The sequence below is a fragment of the Acinetobacter calcoaceticus ANC 3811 genome (assembly GCF_000399665.1).
GTDB lineage: Bacteria > Pseudomonadota > Gammaproteobacteria > Pseudomonadales > Moraxellaceae > Acinetobacter > Acinetobacter calcoaceticus_B.
Genome location: NZ_KB976986.1, coordinates 1447329 through 1464173, shown reverse-complemented (window position 1 = coordinate 1464173; position 16845 = coordinate 1447329). Strand labels below are relative to the sequence as shown.

The window sequence follows — 16845 nt, the reverse complement described above, 5'->3', positions numbered from 1 at the left end:
TTAGACTGACATAGTTTGCATCTTAAACTAGATTCATGCCTTTCAAAAAATCATAAAGCATAAATATGCCAGAAATGATTAGCATCATTGCCATGGCTTTATTCAGGCGATTAAACCAAATTTTATTTTTAATTTTTTTGCCTAATATTGCACCAGCCCATGAGTATAGGAAGGGTGCGCCAGCTGCACCAATTGAAATGAGCAAAGAAACCAAAAATATGTGAATGCCAGTAATGTGCGCTGTTGGGTACATAATTGTTGTAACAGGCAAAATGACTAAAATCCCTTTTGGATTTAAAGCCTGTATCCAAAAACCATTCCAGAACGACAGTGCTTGAACTTCAGCTGTCTCATAGCTGATTTCGATATCTGCCTTTAACATCTGAAATGCAAGATAAAACGTATAACACGCGCCAAGCAAAGCAATATAATGCAAGGCTTTTTGGGGAATAATCGCCGCACCTGCATATCCAAAAATCATGAATAGCATCAACATGGCACAGCCGACACCTATAAAAAAATAAATCGTTTTTTTAAACTGTCCTGTAAGGCCCGAATTTAAACCCATGAAATTTACTGGGCCGGGGCTATACATCACACTTAAGGTATAAAGAAAGATTTCCATAACGCATCTACTGAATCAAAAACAACCCAGCATACTGACTCGTAAATTTAGGGTCTTGTACGTTTGTGATGACGCTTGCACAAACGTACAAGACGAGAAAAAACAAGATTAGGCATGATGACTGACTTGAGATAAATGATTCGGGAAAGAGGTTTATGTTTGACACAAAAATTGCGTTGATTGTCCGTAACGATCTTGCGACTTGGCAAAGGCTAAATGTGGTTGCATTTTTGGCAACGGGAATTGCCTCGGCTGTACCTGAAATGTTGGGTAAACCTTATATCGATGCAAATGGTTATGAATATGGCAACATGCTCGGGCAGCCAATGTTGGTATTTGAAGGGGATTTATCAGGGCTACAAAAAGCGCATCGTAAAGCAATTGAACAAGATTTAACGATTATTCCCTATGTACACGCCATGTTTTCTACAGGAAATGATGAGGATAACCGGGCGGTTTTTTTAGCTGACGATGCGAATCAATTAAATTTGGTCGGAGTGGCGTTAAGAGGACCTAAAAAGGCAGTTGATAAGGCAATTAAAGGACTCTCTTTGCATCAATAAGATTTTTATTGGAAGAATCATAAAACCCACTTTTTGAGCAAAAGTGGGTTTTATTTAAAAAATGATGATTAAACTTTATCTTGAGTCTTAGTCTCAAAGTCGCTGGCATCATGGCGTTCATGTAACTGTGTTTCTAAATCGCCAAAGGTACGATTGACCATACGACCACGTTGTACCGCAGGACGCGCTAAAATTGCATCTGCCCAACGTTGAACATTTTTATATTGATCGACACCTAAAAACTCTGCGCCGTTATAGACCCAGTTTTTAACAAGACCACCATACCAAGGGAATGCTGCAATATCAGCGATGCTATATTCAGAACCAGCCAAATATTCGTTTTTTGCTAGATGTTGATCTAACACATCAAGCAATCGTTTTGTTTCCAAGGCAAAGCGGTTAACCGCATATTCAACTTTAACGGGTGCATAGGCATAAAAATGCCCAAAACCACCACCTAGGTAAGGCGCACTGCCCATTTGCCAGAATAACCAATTGAGACATTCAGTACGTGCAGCAATATCGGTCGGAATGAAAGCTTTAAACTTTTCAGCCAAGTAAAGCAAAATTGAGCCAGATTCAAACACTCTTAATGGCGGGTTTTGGCTATGGTCAACCAATGCTGGAATTTTAGAGTTGGGATTAATTTCGACAAAGCCACTGCCAAATTGCTGTCCTTCTCCGATTTTAATCAGCCAAGCATCATATTCAGCATCTTGATGTCCTAACGCTAAAAGCTCTTCTAGCAAAATAGTGACTTTTTGACCATTAGGTGTTGCTAAAGAATAGAGCTGAAGCGGATGTTTCCCTACTGGAAGTGTATGCTCGTAACGTGCACCTGAGGTAGGTTGGTTTAAATCGGTTTTCTCTCCAGTCCATTGCCAAACTTGTGGAGGAATATAGTTTGAATCACTCATTTTTTTATCTCGTATTTGGTGTAAATATAAGGGTTTAGTTATGTCGCAAGGCAAGCCATTTTTGTACGGTCGGTCTTTGCCATTGCTGTAATGCATAGTTCTTTAAGCGTTCTGGTACAGCATCACCATTTTGAATAAGACGTTGCAACATTAGGGCAAGTTCAGCATCCACAATGCTCCATGAACCAAAAAGATATTCGGCATCAGACGCTAGAAGTTTTTCTGCAACAAAGAAAAGTTTCTCTGCTGCTTTTTTGCCTTCTTCTGAAAGTGGCGTGGATTTGGGCTGAATAAAAATGACATCGGTTGGTCGTTCAGATCTTATGGCAACTAAGTCTGATCGGAGCCATGCCTGAATTTGTCTTGCTCTTGCGCGTGCTTGAATATCTTTTGGATAAATAGATGTGTTTGGATAAAGCTCTTCAAGATATTCCAAAATCGCAGAAGATTCTGATAAGGCAAAATCATCATGCTCAAGTACAGGCACTTTGGCTGTTAATGACTTTTCTACGTACGATTTTTCAAATTGGCCATGCTGGCCTAAGTCGATGGTTGCTATTTCAAATGGAATTTGTTTTTCGTGTAGCCCTACAAAAACTGTAAACGCGTAGGGGCTTAGAAATTGTGAATCTGTGTATAGCTTAAAATGTTCATTATTCATTGTTATTGTCCATGTCATAAAACAGAGTGAACTAGTCTAAGTGAGCTGATCCAAGATTGGGTAGCTTTTTTGTGGAAAAGCTTTATCGGTTTTTGAATTAAGCGACTTCAGTGCTTAACGTTAGGGCTTAATGTGCTGAAAATGCTGACGAACAATACTAAGCCATGCCTGTACCGCTGGTGAGACAGGAAGATTCTTTTTCCAAGCCATCACTAAGTGCCACTGAATATTTGGTTTTTCGAGTGGCACTGCTGCAAATAAAGTAGGGTCAAGCATGTCGGTATAATATTGTGGCAATAGAGCAATTCCCATACGTTGTAGCACCATATCTGCCAAGAGGTGCCATTGGCTGGTACGGCAAGCAATGGTCGGGTAGAAACCACGCTGCTTACAGGCATCGAGAATAATACTGTTTAAAGAGAAATTTTCAGGAAACATTAAAAATGATTGGTGTTGTAGCTCTTCTAGATTTATTTTTTTGCGGGTTGCCCAAGTGGCATCACGACGTAAAAGTACCATTAAAGGGTAGTTACATAGCTCAATGCTATTGAAAATTTGCGTATCAAAAGGCTGCAATAAAACGCCAACGTCTAGTTCATTGTTAAGCAAAGCTTGCTCAATACCGCGTGAACCAACTTCCATAAAAGCCAATTCAATATCTGGCAATTGCTGATGATAATCAAACAGGGCAGTTGTTAAGAGCTGCGAACCTAAAGGTGGAACGCCAAGTTTTAAAGTCCCTGTTTTTAATTGTTGATAGTTTTCAATTTCAAGAAAGATGTTCTGTTCTGCCTGAAGAAGCTCAATCGCATGTTGATAAATGCGCTCTCCAATTTCAGTCAGTTCAATTTGTCTTTTACGGCCGTGATCAGGTTTAACCAAAAGCTGTACCTGAAGTTGCTCTTCAAGCTGCTGTAATATTTTACTAATAGTGGGTTGAGTCAGATACAACTCTTCAGCAGTACGGGTAAAACTTTTAGTTTTTACCAATGTAACGAAACACTGTAATGATTTTAGTGAAAGCATAATAAAGAATAGATTATTCCATTTTGGAATAATATTAACATGAATAATTTATATTTAGCAGCTTTAACCAAGATAGCATAATGGTGTAATTAACCATTTAATTTCGCAAAATGAGCACTGAATCTGCTTCTGGAACACCCACACAACCTTCACTATTCGTGTTAGTTAAACAAATTTTGATTCTGGCTGGATTTTGGTGGGTCGGATATCTCTTACATCAAAAGCTTGGTGTACCTGTCTCGGCAGGAATTTTAGGTATGTTTTTATTGCTTTTATGCCTGTTCTTTAAAATTATCAAAATGGATCAGGTGGCAATGGGGGCAACCGTTGTTTTAGGTGAGCTATTACTGTTTTTTGTGCCAGTTGTAGTTGCTGTAGTTCAATATAAAACTTTGTTTATGACTGAAGGATGGCAAATTGTCTTGAGCATTGCGGTCGGGACTATTTCGGTCATGCTCAGTACGTGCCTGACGATTCACTATTACAATCGTTTGAAAGCTTATTTACACGCTCGAAAACGTCTGCAACATAAGCACATCTAAGAGAAAATGACATGAATATTTGGTCAATTCTTTGCCTGATTTGGACTTTGGTCGCCTATGTTGTAGCAAAACGAATCTATCAGAAAAATCCAAAACTTTGGTTATCGCCTGCGATTAGTGTGCCTGTACTCACCATTATTTTGATGACGATTTTTGGAATTTCATATCAAACTTATGCAGAAGATACGCAGTGGATTGTTAATTTATTAGGGCCTGCAACGGTTGCTTTCGCTGTACCGATTTATCGTTATCGGGAAACGATTCGTAAAAACCTTGGGGTACTATCGATTGCAATTATTGTGGGGATGAGTGTGGGCGTAATGTCTGCCTATGAAATGGCGCAGTGGTTCCATTTTAGTCCTGAAGTCACCAATAGTTTGATGGCACGTTCTATTTCGACACCATTTGCTATGATTTTAGCGGAAGATATTCATGGATCGGCAGCGTTGGTTTCATTATTTACAGTTATTACTGGTTTAGTCGGTATGATTTGCGGCGATGCAATTTTAGCGATGACTAAAATCCGTTCTAATGTGGCAAATGGGGCAGCCTTCGGCAATGCAGCACACGGTTTTGGTACAGTTAGAGCACAGCAGCGTAATAGTGAAGAAGGTGTGATTGCCAGTTTAACCATGGTTATTGCAGGTATTTTAATGGTATTGATTGGGCCATTTGCCATTCATCTATGGTTGCTGTTGTAGGTTTTATCTAAGTTGGCTTGTCATGTTGCTGAATAATTTCTGATAGCTTTTTTATGGCTTGTTGCAGAAGCTCTGGTTCAAAGTCGCTTAACCCAATAATTAACCCCGAACGTTGCTGTTCCTTTGAAAATGTCGGTGAAATGGCTTTAATCGCAATGCCTGCATTAATTGCCGAACTTGCAACTTCAATGTCATTAATATGAGGGGCAAGCCATAACACCATGTGCATGCCTTGATCACCAGGCTGTAACCAAGCAAGTTCCTGAGGGATGTGTTTTTCAATCATGCCAATAATGTGTTCTCGTACTTCTGCATAAACATTGCGGATGCGTCGAATATGTCGCTCTAAATAACCTTCTTGAATAAAAGCTGCTAAAACGTGTTGGTCAGCAGCAGGTGGGTGTCTATCAATTAACACTCTGAGTCCACAAAACGGTGCTACCAGTTCCTTAGGTAACACTGCATAACCAAGTCTGAGTGATGGAAATAGGACTTTACTGAAAGTACCAAGATAAATCACCTGATCGGGTGCCATACCTTGTAAAGATGGAAAGGGTTGACCGTTATAACGAAGTTCACTGTCATAGTCATCTTCAATAATCCATGCATTTTCCTGTTTTGCCCAAGCCAATAAAGCCGTACGTCTTGCTAGGCTCATTGGCATCCCAAGCGGATATTGATGAGAAGGTGTGACAAACGCTGCACGTGCATGTTTAGAAAGCTTAATTCCAGTTTCAACATCAATACCTTCTTCATCGACAGGAACTCGTACCATACCGATGTTTTGTACAGAATGCTCAAAAATGGCTGTGGTCCCACGATAAGCCGGATCTTCAATCCAGACCTCATCTTTCGATTCAAATAAAATCTGACTACATATATAGAGCGCTTGTTGAATGCCGGGAGTAATCACGATTTGTTCAGGTTCGCAGTGGACAGAACGTGATCGGCGTACGTAGTCGGCTATAGCAATTCTTAGTGATAACACACCTTGAGGTTCGCCATATCCAGAAGGGGCACCTGCACCTCGTGATCTAAATTTATTGCCGAACTTGCGCCAAATATCGCTCGGTTGGGTACGTCCAACGGGGACAGATACAGCAAATGGAACATGCGGGAGTGGTTTAAATTCTTTGAGTACCTCAGCATAAGAAAGTGCTGATTTGGTCAAAGGTATTGAGCTAGGTATGGTTTCTTTTTGAGAATGTTGCGGCGTAATTTTTTTAGTTAAAGCATGAGACACATAGGTGCCAGTTCGTGCTTGAGAATCAAAAACACCTTCAGCTAAAAGCTGATCATAAGCTTCAATAATGGTTCCGCGAGCGACCCCAAGTGTTTGAGCCAGTTCACGTGAAGAAGGCAACGGATCGCCAGGCTGTAAATCACCACTTTGTACAGCTTCACGCAAAGCTTGGGTCAATTGAGCACTAATCTTTCCTTGGCTTTTATCAATCTTTGCAATAGAAGGAAGTTCAACAACTTTTGCCATTCTTGCCATAATTCTGGTCTACTTAAAAAAACACAAAGTGGTTCTTTTTAATAAACCACAGAAACCAGAAAATTGACAACACAAAATATAAATAACCCTGATATTTACAGTGAGGTTTCTAGCCATGTATATCCCCGATGATTATGCAGAAAACCGTTTGGATGTATTGCATTCTCTTATTACCGAATATCCGTTTGGTGTGCTTTTTACGCATGGAAGTAATGGCTTAGATGCAAATCATCTTCCATTCGAATTACAGGCAAGCGAAGGGGAATTGGGTGTACTACGTGCGCATGTGTCTAGAGTTAATCCTGTCTGGCAGGACATTAAAAATGGAGATGAGGTGTTGGTCGTGTTTCAAGCGGGCGATGCTTATATTTCACCAAACTGGTACCCATCCAAACATGAACAGCACAGACAAGTGCCAACGTGGAACTATAGGGTTGTGCATGCTTATGGCAAAGTGACGATTCGAGATGATGAACGTTACGTCCGTGGTGTTGTGGCTCGTTTAACCCGTACCCACGAAGCATCTCAACCTGAACCATGGAAAATGTCCGATGCGCCAAAGGATTATCTTGAACCGATGTTAAAAGCCATTGTAGGTATTGAGATTGAAATTACCAAGCTACGAGGCAAATCAAAACTTGGGCAAAACAAAGAACGTCGAGACATTTTGGGCGCGGCAGATGGCCTATCGAAAGCTGGTCATCAAACCATAGCCGATGCCATGTACAGTGTGGCTGAGTTAAATAAATAATTTCGAAAACATACAACTTTAATATCAATTGAGGAGACAAAGATGTCTTTTACTACACCTGTTGAGCTGGTTGGCGAACACGTTATTTTAAAGCCGCTAGATTTAACTCAAGCTGAATCACTCGCAGAAGCAGTTTGTGATGGGGAACTCTATAATCTTTGGTATACCCGTGTGCCAAGACCTGAACAAATGGCTGCTGAAATTGAAAGACGTCTTGGTTTGCAAAGTTCTGGTTCTATGTTGCCATTCTATATTGAAGACCGAAAAACAGGGCAAGCGTTGGGTATGACAACTTTAATGCATATTGAAGAAGCACATCGCCGTGTAGAAATTGGTTCGACGTGGTACCGAAAGTCTGCACAACGTTCGCCTGTAAATACTGAGTGTAAAAAGCTACTGTTGGCTCATGCATTTGAGACTTTAAATTGTATTGCGGTTGAGTTGCGTACATCTTCTTTGAATGTTCAAAGCCAAACTGCAATTCTGCGTTTGGGTGCAAAGTTAGACGGTGTACTCAGAAGCCATCAAATTGTGAAAGATGATATTTTACGGGACACTCACGTTTACAGCATTTTAAAACATGAGTGGCCTGCGGTTCGCCAAAATCTGGAATGGATGTTGAACAAACCGCGTTAGGAATGATTTAAACAAGCTGCTTTTCTCTTTTTTGGCTTAACCAGAAAAGAGAACCCCCTGCAATTACCAGCCACGGTATTAAAGCCATATTCATTGTTTCCCAGCTAAATAAGTCGAGTAAAGCACCTGCACTGAAAGAACAGATCAAGCCGACAATAAAAACAGTCATGTCGTTAATGGCTTGAGCCTTGGCTTTTTCAGCCGCTGTATAGGTACCTGTAAGTAAAGAAGTGCTGCCAATAAATAAAAAGTTCCATCCCACACCTAATAAAATGAGTGAGATTGCAAACGATGCAAACTGGATACCCGAGAGGGAAAAACCAATATAGCAAGCAAATAATAAAAGACCGGTAAACATGATTTTAAGCACGCCGAATCGAGCGATTAAGTGTCCAGTAAAGAATGAAGGTAGGAACATACCAAGCACATGAAGTTGAATGACGGTTGTAATCGTTCCGAGTTCATGGTGTGAATGTCGCATGGCAATCGGTGTTGCTGTCATACCCAAAATCATAATGCCATAACCAGTTACTGCACCAAACAGAGCAACTAAATAGGTAGGCTGAAAGACAATCTGTTGCCATGGGCGACCCGCACTAAAGTCAGACTTTTGCTCAACTGTATCGGCAATATGTAGGCTAGATAAAATGCCCATTGCCACAAGTGAGATGATGCTAATAATTAAAAATGAACCGATATATTCTAAATGTTGAAATAATGGGCCACCAAAACGGGCTAACGTCGGACCGATCAGTGCGGCAACAATTCCACCTGCCATAACCCAAGAAATGGCACGTGAACGGAATGCATCATCTGCTATTTCACTGGCAGCAAAACGATAAAATTGGGCAAAGGATTGGTAGGCTCCGACACATAATGTGCCGAATGCTAAGAGAATAAGTGAACTATAAAAGATACCTATAGAGGCAATAATTCCACCAAGTACACCCAAAAAAGCACCAAATAGAAAACCGTTACGTCGCCCTACACGTGCCATGAGCATTGATGCAGGGAACATCATTAAAGCTGTGCCCAAAAACATAGATGCGATTGGTAAGGTTGCAAGTGTTGGCGTATTTGCAATATTCGCTCCAGCCAAACCGCCAATGGTCATAACCATGACTGATATGGTTTGGAAAAGTGACTGGGAGCTCGCCAAAATTAATACTTGGCGGTGCATGGTGTTGTGAAGCATAAAGGGCCTTTCATTATATTTGGTCATTAATGAGTGTGAATGTTCTGTTTATATATAGAGCGAAGTATCAACACCCAAACTTGAAAATGTATATATATTTTTGGCGGCAGGGATATCTATATTGTTTTGTCATAAACTATTTTTTATCAAGTAATTGCAACTGAATAATCAGACTTAATATTCTATCATCTGATAGTTTGATACAGAACAGTTGGAGCTCCAGTTTTTTTAAATAAGACCGTTCATAAAGGGTGTTTGGTAAGATTATTCTCTTAGGTTCATTTTTAGCCACCTTAAAATAAATCATTAACCTGAGGTTAACGACCGCTGATGTAGGTTGATTGATCAAAATTCCATAAAGCGTTTTTATAGATACAGAACAAAACTGGGATCTATAGGTAAGCACATGGAAGGATCAGTTCAGAATAAAGAACGGTTATGGACAAAGCGGCGTCATGCTAAACAGCTAAAATTGGAGATGGCAAGCCAATATACCGATGGAGTGGTAATTCCCACCCAAGACATTATTAAAGTCTTAGAAACATTGATTACGCCGGGTGACAGGGTTGTACTCGAAGGAAATAACCAAAAGCAGGCAGATTTCTTATCGCGCTCTTTGGCACAAACCAATCCAGATGTTTTGCACGATTTACATATGATCATGCCAAGCGTTGGGCGCTCGGAACATCTTGATCTATTTGAAAAAGGCATTGCACGCAAGCTCGATTTTTCTTTTGCTGGCCCACAAAGTTTACGTATTAGTCAGTTAATTGAAGATGGGCTGCTAGAGATTGGCGCCATTCATACCTATATCGAATTATATTCACGATTGGTGGTCGACCTCATTCCCAATGTGGTGCTCTCAGCTGGTTTTATGGCCGACCGTCAAGGCAATATTTATACAGGGCCAAGTACCGAAGATTCTCCAGCACTGATTGAACCTGCGGCTTTTAGTGACGGTATCGTGATTGTTCAGGTCAATGAACTAGTTGATGACGTAAGCGATTTACCCCGTGTCGATATTCCTGCTTCTTGGGTGGATTATGTGGTGGTCGCAGATCAGCCATTTTATATCGAACCGTTATTTACCCGTGACCCGAAACACATTAAGCCTGTGCATATACTCATGGCGATGATGGCAATTCGCGGAATTTATGAAAAGCATAATGTGCAATCGTTAAACCATGGAATTGGTTTTAACACCGCAGCAATTGAACTGATTTTACCGACTTATGGTGAGTCTTTAGGTTTAAAAGGAAAAATTTGCCGAAACTGGACACTGAATCCGCATCCAACCTTAATTCCAGCGATTGAAACAGGTTGGGTTGAAAGCGTGCATTGTTTTGGTACCGAACTCGGTATGGAAAAATATGTTGCAGCTCGTCCTGACGTTTTCTTTACAGGTCGTGATGGTGCTTTACGTTCTAACCGCATGATGTGTCAGCTTGCAGGTCAATATGCCGTTGATTTGTTTATTGGTGCAACATTGCAAGTTGATGGCATGGGCCATTCTTCAACTGTTACCAAAGGCCGTTTAGCTGGTTTTGGTGGTGCACCAAACATGGGGCATGATCCACGCGGACGTCGTCACGATACGCCAGCATGGTTAGATATGCGTTTGCAAGGCGCCAATGAAACAGAAACCTATTTGGCACGTGGTAAAAAACTGGTGGTGCAAATGGTGGAAACCTTCCAAGAGGGCGGTAAGCCGACTTTTGTAGAGCGTCTTGATGCGATTGATGTTGCTAAAACGGCTGGTTTACCTTTAGCACCGATCATGATTTATGGCGATGACGTCACTCATCTACTGACCGAAGAAGGCATTGCTTATCTATATAAAGCAAGCAGTCAAGAAGAACGTCAAGCCATGATTGCTGCGGTAGCAGGCGTGACCAGTATTGGTTTAACTCAAGACCCTAAAACAACAGCACGCTTAAGAAGCGAAGGCTTGGTGGTATTCCCTGAAGATTTAGGCATCCGCCGCACCGATGCAACACGTGAGCTTTTAGCTGCGAAAAATATTGCCGACTTAGTAACTTGGTCAGATGGTTTATATCAACCACCTGCAAAATTCAGGAGTTGGTAATGATGGCACAAGTTCAATATCAAACATTTAACGATAGTCAGCTTTTGGCAGATATGGCGGTCGAGGCTTTAATTGATGAAGTTAATCTGACCCCTAAACCAGCTTTGGTCGATCGCCGTGGCAGTGGTGCACATGATGACCTGACTTTGGACTTAATGGAGCGCTCTGCAAAAAGTTTAGGACCCATGTTTGAAGAGATGGTTCAAGCTGCAAAGCATCACGGAAAAGTCTGTTTAGCTTTACGTGAAGACATTGGCGAAATTGGTCGCCAAGGTGAAAACACCATGATGTTGGCAACAGATGGTGTTAACACACACCGCGGTGCAATTTGGGCCTTGGGTTTAATGGTTACGGCAGCAGCATTGGGGCGCACCAATCAACAATATTTATCGGCTGTTGAACTATGCCAGTTAGCAGGCCAGATTGCTCAGCTTGAAGATCGTTTTATTCCAGAGCAGGCCTTGAGTCATGGTCAGCAAGTACAAAAGAAATTAGGCATCTTAGGTGCCAAAGAACAGGCTCAACAAGGTTTTCCAACCATCGTAAATTTTGGCTTAAAGCAGCTTTACCAAAGTCGTAGTAAACCTATGAAAGAAGAGTTCGCTCGCTTAGATGCCTTACTTGCCATGATGACTGACTTGACCGATACCTGTGTTCTTTATCGATCTGGAACAAATGGCTTAAAGCGTATGCAACAAGGTGCTCAGCAAGTACTCGATTTGGGTGGTAGCTCAAGCTTGGAAGGTCGACGTGCTTTGCATCTTTTAGAGATTGACCTGCTTCGAATGAAAGCTTCCGCAGGTGGTGCCGCAGATTTGTTGGCAGCAACACTATTTATAGATCGTGTTGAGCAGTCATCTGTGAAAAATAAAAAGGGATTTTGATTATGGAAACACTTCATTTTGAATTTGTGGCCACAGAGCCACCTGTAAAAAAAACACTGGTAGGGTGTGTTGGCTCGGGTGATTTAGAAATTTTGATGGAACCCGGCGAAACTGGAAAAGCTTCAATTCACGTAGTGACTTCGGTAGATGGCAGTGCAGCACGTTGGCACAATCTTTTTGAACGAATTTTTACTGTGCAAATACCGCCAGCGGTCAATATTGATATTCATGACTTTGGTGCAACTCCCGGTGTCGTTCGCTTACGTCTTGAACAAGCATTGGAGGAGATTGCTCATGACTGATATTCAGAGCTTGTTAAATAAACAAGATTTTATTGAACTCAGCGCCAGAGAACGTGCCAAAGTATTATTAGATAAAGGGACTTTCCGCGAGCTACTTGACCCATTTGCACGTGTTATGTCGCCTTGGCTCGTTAAGCAAAATATTGTCCCGCAAGCCGATGATGGTGTGGTGATTGCAAAAGGATCTATTCAAGAACGCCCAGTGGTCTTAATTTCAATTGAAGGTTTATTTCAAGGCGGAAGTTTAGGTGAGGTAGGTGGTGCCAAAATTGCAGGTGCCTTAGAACTTGCAGTTGAAGACAATCTGAAAGGTATTCCAACAGCGGCAATTTTACTGTTAGAGACAGGAGGCGTTCGCTTACAGGAAGCAAATCTGGGTTTGGCTGCAATTGCTGAAATTCAGGCTGCAATTGTGAACTTGCGTCAGTATCAACCCGTGATTGCAGTGGTTGCAGGCAGTGTAGGGTGCTTTGGCGGGATGTCGATTGCAGCTGGTCTATGTAGCTATATTGTAATGACACAAGAAGGACGTTTAGGTCTAAATGGCCCACAAGTGATTGAACAAGAAGCTGGTGTTCAAGAATATAACGCCAAAGATCGTCCATTTATATGGAGTATTACAGGCGGGAACCAACGGTTTGCTAGTGGTTTGGCAGATGCCTATGTTGACGATGATCGTCAGAAAATTCGTCAGCAAGTTATAGATTATTTAGTCCAAGGCGTACCTCATCAGCATCGTAGTTCAAATTACTCATTCTATTTAGCGAAGCTACAACAAGTCGATACTGCTGAGCAGATTACCCCAGCACAGGTTCAAGCTTTGTATCAAGGAGAGCAAGCATGAATATCGCCGTTGATACATTAAAAGCATCTACTCGTGGTGCACATTGGTTTAAAGCATTTACACAGGACTTTAAGACAGCTGAAGGCTTTCCAGCTTCAGTTTGGGTGGCCGATGGTCAAATTGATCAGCAAGCGGTACGGATCATTGCAGTTGTCCAAGACAGTAATAGTCTGTTCCCACGGGCAAAACAAGGTGAAGTTGGACTCTTAGAAGGCTGGAGCTTGGCAAAAGCGGTTGATGACGTGATTCAAGCCGATGTTCATTCAGAAACTAAACGCGGCATTTTATGTTTGGTTGATGTCCCAAGTCAGGCCTATGGGCGCCGCGAAGAATTATTAGGTATTCATCAAGCTTTAGCGGGTGCAGTAGATAGTTATGCCAGAGCCAGATTGGCAGGCCATCCCGTTGTGAGTTTATTGGTAGGTAAGTCGATGTCGGGTGCTTTCTTGGCGCATGGATACCAAGCCAATCGTATTATTGCCTTAAAAGATTCAGGTGTTATGGTGCATGCGATGGGTAAGGAATCTGCTGCACGTGTAACCCAACGGTCGGTTGATGAGTTAGAGCAATTGGCTTCCAGCATTCCGCCAATGGCTTATGACATTGAGAGTTATGCAACGCTTGGATTGCTGTCTGAACTTCTATCTGTTGAAAACCCTGAACAACCGACAAACGATGATCTGTTGTTAGCGAAACAGGTGATTGCTCAAGCATTTAAAGAAATTAATGCTGATCAATCTAGGGGATTGGAACAGAGACTTCACGGCCAAAACCGTCAAATGTCTAAAAAGGTCCGTGAATTATTGCGTGAGCAATGGTCATGAAACTTGAGCTTGAAGCCCATGATTTACTGTGGGGCATGACGGTCGATTTAGCCGATGATGCTCCACCTTGGGTGAGAGAGGTGGTACTACGAGGCGATCCTGTTGTGGTTCGACGGGCAATTACTCCTGTAGATCAAGTGGCTGTGGGTGTAAGAGGACAATTTCGTCATCAACGATATGCAGCTCAAATGCCACGATCAGCAATTAACAAACAGCTTAAGCCAGAAGCACTGACTCGCGTAGATACGCAACAGTTTGAGCACTTGGCAGAACGTTTACAGAGCATTTCTAGCATTATGAAAAACTTTTCAGGATGTTGGGGATATACAGGAAGTTTCGGATTTGAGCTGGCAACGGGAATTGAAACAGTAACCCAGCAAAGTGACATAGATTTGTTGATTCGAGCTGAACAACCTTTTGCCAAAAAACAGGCGATTAAGCTACTCGAAACTTTTCAGCAAGCAGGACTGAATGTAGATATACAGCTACAACTTCCACAAGGTGGTTTGGCGTTAAAAGAATGGGCTAGGAACAGTGGAAAAGTTCTATTAAAACGTCCTGATGGTGCTGTTTTAGTAGAAAACCCATGGAATTAGGGAATAGATATCATGACTTCGATTTGGGTATATCCGGGACAAGGTGTGCAACGAAGCAATATGTTGCACGACTTACCTCAAACCGCTCTGGTTAAAGAATACCTTGAGCTTGCATCGAATGTACTCAAAGAAGATGTCTTGATGTTGGATAGTCCGGCTGCATTGCAATCGACACGTTCAGTACAGCTTTGTTTACTTATTTCAGGTGTGGTGAGTTCAGCACTATTAACTGCTGAAAACTTAACACCAGATTATGTTGCGGGCTTATCGATTGGTGCATGGTCGGCTGCGGTTGTAGCGGGAGTTTTAGCCTTTGAGGACGCCGTTCGTTTAGTTGCCTATCGAGGTGAACTCATGCAAAAAGCATATCCAACTGGATATGGCATGACTGCCCTGATTGGTACAGACCGTACAGCCGTAGAAGCATGGGTCAAACAGATTTATGAAATAGCACCCGAGGTGTTTGTCGCAAATATTAATGCACATAACCAGATCGTTATTTCAGGAAGCTTTGAAGCCATGAACCAAGTTGCTGTTTTGGCAAGGCAACAAGGCGTGGTGGCAAAGAAATTAGATGTATCGGTGCCATCGCACTGTGAATTATTAAGTCAGCAAGCAACGCAACTTGCAGCGTCTATGGAGGGACTTACTTTAAAGCAGCCTAAAATTCGTTATTTAAGTGGTACAACGGCACGCACTTTAGGCAAGGCAGAGCAAATTGGTGATGACTTGGCTTTTAATATGAGTCGAACTGTAGATTGGGAAAGTACCATCCAAGCTGCATGGGAGCGAGGTGTCAGGTTACAGGTTGAGGCTTTGCCAGGAACGGTACTCACTACACTTGCACGTCGAACATTTAAGGAAGGAACCGTGTTGTCACTTCAAGGGACACGCATAGACAGCATTCAGATGGCAATGCAAAAAGAACAGGCCAATTGTTTTTCTGTTTGAATCTGATTTTACAAAAGTATAAATGATCCAAGGATATGAGGGATTGTCATGATTATATATGGAGTTGGTTTACTCGCACTTTGCACCTTGGTGGGTGTGATTGTTGGCGATCTACTGGGTATTTTATTGGGAGTAAAGTCTAATGTTGGTGGCGTGGGTATCGCCATGATTTTACTCATTTGCATACGGTTATGGATGGAAAAACGTGGCGTAATGACAGTTGAAACCGAAAAAGGCGTTTCATTCTGGGGCACCATGTATATTCCTGTTGTTGTTGCTATGGCAGCACAACAAAATGTGGTTACAGCATTATCTAGTGGGCATATGGCACTCTTTGCGGCGGTAGTTTCGGTTGTTGTTTGTACATTTACCATTGCAGGTTTAAGTCGTTATAACAAAGCAAGCCCTTTACCTAAGGAAGAAGACACCACATTAAACAGCATTGGAGGCAAAGTTCATGGTTGAATTATTATTAAAGGACTTAACCCATCTAGGTTTAATTACAGCTTTTGCCTTAATTGCTTTAATTATGTGGTTGTCGACCAAGCTATCAAAATATTTAACCAAGGGACGAGTGCATGCTTCAGCCATTGCAATTGTGATTGGTTTAATCTTGGCATGGTTTGGCGGAAAAATGACAGGCGGCGAAAAAGGCATAACCGATCTTGCGCTCTTTACCGGTGTCGGACTCATGGGCGGGGCAATGCTTCGTGACTTTACCATTGTTGCAACTGCATTTGAGGTACAAGCGACTGAAGCGAAAAAAGCCGGATTTATTGGTGCCTTCTCTTTATTTCTCGGAACCATTTTGCCATTTATTGTCGGTTGTATGTTTGCGTGGATTTTTGGCTATCGTGATGCAGTAAGTATTACCACAATTGGCGCAGGTGCAGTGACCTACATTGTGGGGCCAGTGACAGGCGCTGCAATTGGCGCGAGTTCTGAGGTTATGGCGCTTTCAATTGCAACGGGGCTGGTGAAAGCAATTTGTGTAATGGTTTCAACACCGCTGACCGCAAAATTTATGGGACTCGATAATCCACGTTCTGCCATGATTTTTGGTGGCTTAGCTGGAACTGTAAGCGGTGTATCAGCTGGTTTAGCAGCTACAGATCGCCGTTTAGTGCCTTACGGTGCGCTTACTGCAACATTCCATACAGGTCTTGGCTGCTTAATGGGGCCGACTGTTTTGTTCTTTGCAGTTAAAGCTTTAGTCGGTTAATAAATATTTAATATTCAGTCA

Annotated in this window: 20 protein-coding genes; 14 read left to right on the top strand and 6 right to left on the bottom strand. The window is 42.0% G+C overall.

Annotated features, from left to right (window positions below; all coding sequences use genetic code 11):
* Positions 1 to 22: 22 nt before the first annotated feature.
* On the bottom strand, positions 23 to 625 hold the full coding sequence (locus tag F935_RS08235) for a LysE family translocator (RefSeq protein WP_016138498.1): 603 nt from the start codon (positions 623 to 625) through the stop codon (positions 23 to 25).
* 155 nt (positions 626 to 780) lie between these two features.
* On the opposite strand from F935_RS08235, the gene F935_RS08230 reads away from it, so the two are divergent.
* Positions 781 to 1188: a DUF2000 domain-containing protein gene (locus F935_RS08230; protein ID WP_004793001.1), complete on the top strand. Its 408-nt coding sequence runs from the start codon at positions 781 to 783 to the stop codon at positions 1186 to 1188.
* 68 nt (positions 1189 to 1256) lie between these two features.
* Here the strand turns inward: F935_RS08230 and yghU are convergent, their stop codons facing one another.
* The 3 genes from yghU to F935_RS08215 form a co-directional block, all read right to left on the bottom strand.
* Positions 1257 to 2105, bottom strand: a complete 849-nt coding sequence (gene yghU / locus F935_RS08225; RefSeq protein ID WP_016138497.1) for a glutathione-dependent disulfide-bond oxidoreductase — start codon at positions 2103 to 2105, stop codon at positions 1257 to 1259.
* A gap of 34 nt (positions 2106 to 2139) precedes the next feature.
* Positions 2140 to 2766, bottom strand: coding sequence for a glutathione transferase (gene yfcF / locus F935_RS08220; protein ID WP_016138496.1), 627 nt, complete (start codon positions 2764 to 2766; stop codon positions 2140 to 2142).
* A 120-nt stretch (positions 2767 to 2886) separates the two neighbouring features.
* Positions 2887 to 3792, bottom strand: a complete 906-nt coding sequence (locus tag F935_RS08215; RefSeq protein WP_016138495.1) for a LysR family transcriptional regulator — start codon at positions 3790 to 3792, stop codon at positions 2887 to 2889.
* A 110-nt stretch (positions 3793 to 3902) separates the two neighbouring features.
* Between F935_RS08215 and F935_RS08210 the strand changes: the two genes are divergently transcribed.
* Together F935_RS08210 and F935_RS08205 are read left to right on the top strand one after the other, a co-directional pair.
* Positions 3903 to 4334, top strand: coding sequence for a CidA/LrgA family protein (locus tag F935_RS08210; protein ID WP_005304349.1), 432 nt, complete (start codon positions 3903 to 3905; stop codon positions 4332 to 4334).
* Positions 4335 to 4345: 11 nt separating this feature from the next.
* Positions 4346 to 5035: an LrgB family protein gene (locus tag F935_RS08205; RefSeq protein ID WP_016138494.1), complete on the top strand. Its 690-nt coding sequence runs from the start codon at positions 4346 to 4348 to the stop codon at positions 5033 to 5035.
* Between the two features lie 7 nt (positions 5036 to 5042).
* Here F935_RS08205 and F935_RS08200 read toward each other — a convergent pair whose 3' ends face one another.
* On the bottom strand, positions 5043 to 6533 hold the full coding sequence (locus tag F935_RS08200) for a MocR-like pyridoxine biosynthesis transcription factor PdxR (RefSeq protein WP_016138493.1): 1491 nt from the start codon (positions 6531 to 6533) through the stop codon (positions 5043 to 5045).
* Between the two features lie 115 nt (positions 6534 to 6648).
* Here F935_RS08200 and F935_RS08195 point away from each other — a divergent pair, with 115 nt between their 5' ends.
* Together F935_RS08195 and F935_RS08190 are read left to right on the top strand one after the other, a co-directional pair.
* The gene (locus F935_RS08195; RefSeq protein WP_016138492.1) at positions 6649 to 7284 is read left to right on the top strand and encodes an FMN-binding negative transcriptional regulator; all 636 of its coding nucleotides are present in this window, start codon (positions 6649 to 6651) and stop codon (positions 7282 to 7284) included.
* Positions 7285 to 7326: 42 nt separating this feature from the next.
* A complete protein-coding gene (locus F935_RS08190; RefSeq protein WP_016138491.1) occupies positions 7327 to 7920 on the top strand; it encodes a GNAT family N-acetyltransferase in 594 nt (197 codons plus the stop codon).
* A gap of 7 nt (positions 7921 to 7927) precedes the next feature.
* Here F935_RS08190 and F935_RS08185 read toward each other — a convergent pair whose 3' ends face one another.
* Positions 7928 to 9115 (bottom strand): MFS transporter, encoded by a 1188-nt coding sequence (locus tag F935_RS08185; RefSeq protein ID WP_016138490.1) that lies wholly within the window; start codon positions 9113 to 9115, stop codon positions 7928 to 7930.
* A 406-nt stretch (positions 9116 to 9521) separates the two neighbouring features.
* On the opposite strand from F935_RS08185, the gene mdcA reads away from it, so the two are divergent.
* From mdcA to madM, 9 genes are read left to right on the top strand one after another with little or no spacing between them, the layout of a single operon-like run.
* Entirely contained in the window at positions 9522 to 11201 is a 1680-nt protein-coding gene (gene mdcA / locus F935_RS08180; RefSeq protein WP_016138489.1) for a malonate decarboxylase subunit alpha, read from the top strand.
* Entirely contained in the window at positions 11201 to 12085 is an 885-nt protein-coding gene (locus F935_RS08175) for a triphosphoribosyl-dephospho-CoA synthase (protein WP_016138488.1), read from the top strand. The genes mdcA and F935_RS08175 overlap by 1 nt, the downstream gene beginning before the upstream one ends.
* Positions 12086 to 12087: 2 nt before the next feature.
* Entirely contained in the window at positions 12088 to 12387 is a 300-nt protein-coding gene (locus tag F935_RS08170) for a malonate decarboxylase subunit delta (protein ID WP_016138487.1), read from the top strand.
* Complete coding sequence (locus F935_RS08165; RefSeq protein ID WP_016138486.1) at positions 12380 to 13231, top strand: biotin-independent malonate decarboxylase subunit beta; 852 nt, start codon at positions 12380 to 12382, stop codon at positions 13229 to 13231. Before F935_RS08170 ends, F935_RS08165 begins: the two co-directional genes overlap by 8 nt.
* Positions 13228 to 14055, top strand: a complete 828-nt coding sequence (gene mdcE, locus F935_RS08160; RefSeq protein ID WP_016138485.1) for a biotin-independent malonate decarboxylase subunit gamma — start codon at positions 13228 to 13230, stop codon at positions 14053 to 14055. Before F935_RS08165 ends, mdcE begins: the two co-directional genes overlap by 4 nt.
* Positions 14046 to 14651 (top strand): malonate decarboxylase holo-ACP synthase, encoded by a 606-nt coding sequence (locus tag F935_RS08155; RefSeq protein WP_080645563.1) that lies wholly within the window; start codon positions 14046 to 14048, stop codon positions 14649 to 14651. Before mdcE ends, F935_RS08155 begins: the two co-directional genes overlap by 10 nt.
* A gap of 12 nt (positions 14652 to 14663) precedes the next feature.
* The gene (mdcH, locus tag F935_RS08150; RefSeq protein ID WP_016138483.1) at positions 14664 to 15602 is read left to right on the top strand and encodes a malonate decarboxylase subunit epsilon; all 939 of its coding nucleotides are present in this window, start codon (positions 14664 to 14666) and stop codon (positions 15600 to 15602) included.
* Between the two features lie 48 nt (positions 15603 to 15650).
* Complete coding sequence (gene madL / locus F935_RS08145) at positions 15651 to 16067, top strand: malonate transporter subunit MadL (RefSeq protein ID WP_016138482.1); 417 nt, start codon at positions 15651 to 15653, stop codon at positions 16065 to 16067.
* Positions 16060 to 16824: a malonate transporter subunit MadM gene (gene madM, locus F935_RS08140; RefSeq protein ID WP_005132241.1), complete on the top strand. Its 765-nt coding sequence runs from the start codon at positions 16060 to 16062 to the stop codon at positions 16822 to 16824. Before madL ends, madM begins: the two co-directional genes overlap by 8 nt.
* Positions 16825 to 16845: the final 21 nt, after the last annotated feature.

Bases quoted from the DNA above. Each gene is read 5' to 3' on its own strand.
- F935_RS08235 (WP_016138498.1), bottom strand. From the start codon at position 625: ATGGAAATCTTTCTTTATACCTTAAGTGTGATGTATAGCCCCGGCCCA.
- F935_RS08230 (WP_004793001.1), top strand. From the start codon at position 781: ATGTTTGACACAAAAATTGCGTTGATTGTCCGTAACGATCTTGCGACT.
- yghU (WP_016138497.1), bottom strand. From the start codon at position 2,105: ATGAGTGATTCAAACTATATTCCTCCACAAGTTTGGCAATGGACTGGA.
- yfcF (WP_016138496.1), bottom strand. From the start codon at position 2,766: ATGAATAATGAACATTTTAAGCTATACACAGATTCACAATTTCTAAGC.
- F935_RS08215 (WP_016138495.1), bottom strand. From the start codon at position 3,792: ATGCTTTCACTAAAATCATTACAGTGTTTCGTTACATTGGTAAAAACT.
- F935_RS08210 (WP_005304349.1), top strand. From the start codon at position 3,903: ATGAGCACTGAATCTGCTTCTGGAACACCCACACAACCTTCACTATTC.
- F935_RS08205 (WP_016138494.1), top strand. From the start codon at position 4,346: ATGAATATTTGGTCAATTCTTTGCCTGATTTGGACTTTGGTCGCCTAT.
- F935_RS08200 (WP_016138493.1), bottom strand. From the start codon at position 6,533: ATGGCAAGAATGGCAAAAGTTGTTGAACTTCCTTCTATTGCAAAGATT.
- F935_RS08195 (WP_016138492.1), top strand. From the start codon at position 6,649: ATGTATATCCCCGATGATTATGCAGAAAACCGTTTGGATGTATTGCAT.
- F935_RS08190 (WP_016138491.1), top strand. From the start codon at position 7,327: ATGTCTTTTACTACACCTGTTGAGCTGGTTGGCGAACACGTTATTTTA.
- F935_RS08185 (WP_016138490.1), bottom strand. From the start codon at position 9,115: ATGCTTCACAACACCATGCACCGCCAAGTATTAATTTTGGCGAGCTCC.
- mdcA (WP_016138489.1), top strand. From the start codon at position 9,522: ATGGAAGGATCAGTTCAGAATAAAGAACGGTTATGGACAAAGCGGCGT.
- F935_RS08175 (WP_016138488.1), top strand. From the start codon at position 11,201: ATGATGGCACAAGTTCAATATCAAACATTTAACGATAGTCAGCTTTTG.
- F935_RS08170 (WP_016138487.1), top strand. From the start codon at position 12,088: ATGGAAACACTTCATTTTGAATTTGTGGCCACAGAGCCACCTGTAAAA.
- F935_RS08165 (WP_016138486.1), top strand. From the start codon at position 12,380: ATGACTGATATTCAGAGCTTGTTAAATAAACAAGATTTTATTGAACTC.
- mdcE (WP_016138485.1), top strand. From the start codon at position 13,228: ATGAATATCGCCGTTGATACATTAAAAGCATCTACTCGTGGTGCACAT.
- F935_RS08155 (WP_080645563.1), top strand. From the start codon at position 14,046: ATGGTCATGAAACTTGAGCTTGAAGCCCATGATTTACTGTGGGGCATG.
- mdcH (WP_016138483.1), top strand. From the start codon at position 14,664: ATGACTTCGATTTGGGTATATCCGGGACAAGGTGTGCAACGAAGCAAT.
- madL (WP_016138482.1), top strand. From the start codon at position 15,651: ATGATTATATATGGAGTTGGTTTACTCGCACTTTGCACCTTGGTGGGT.
- madM (WP_005132241.1), top strand. From the start codon at position 16,060: ATGGTTGAATTATTATTAAAGGACTTAACCCATCTAGGTTTAATTACA.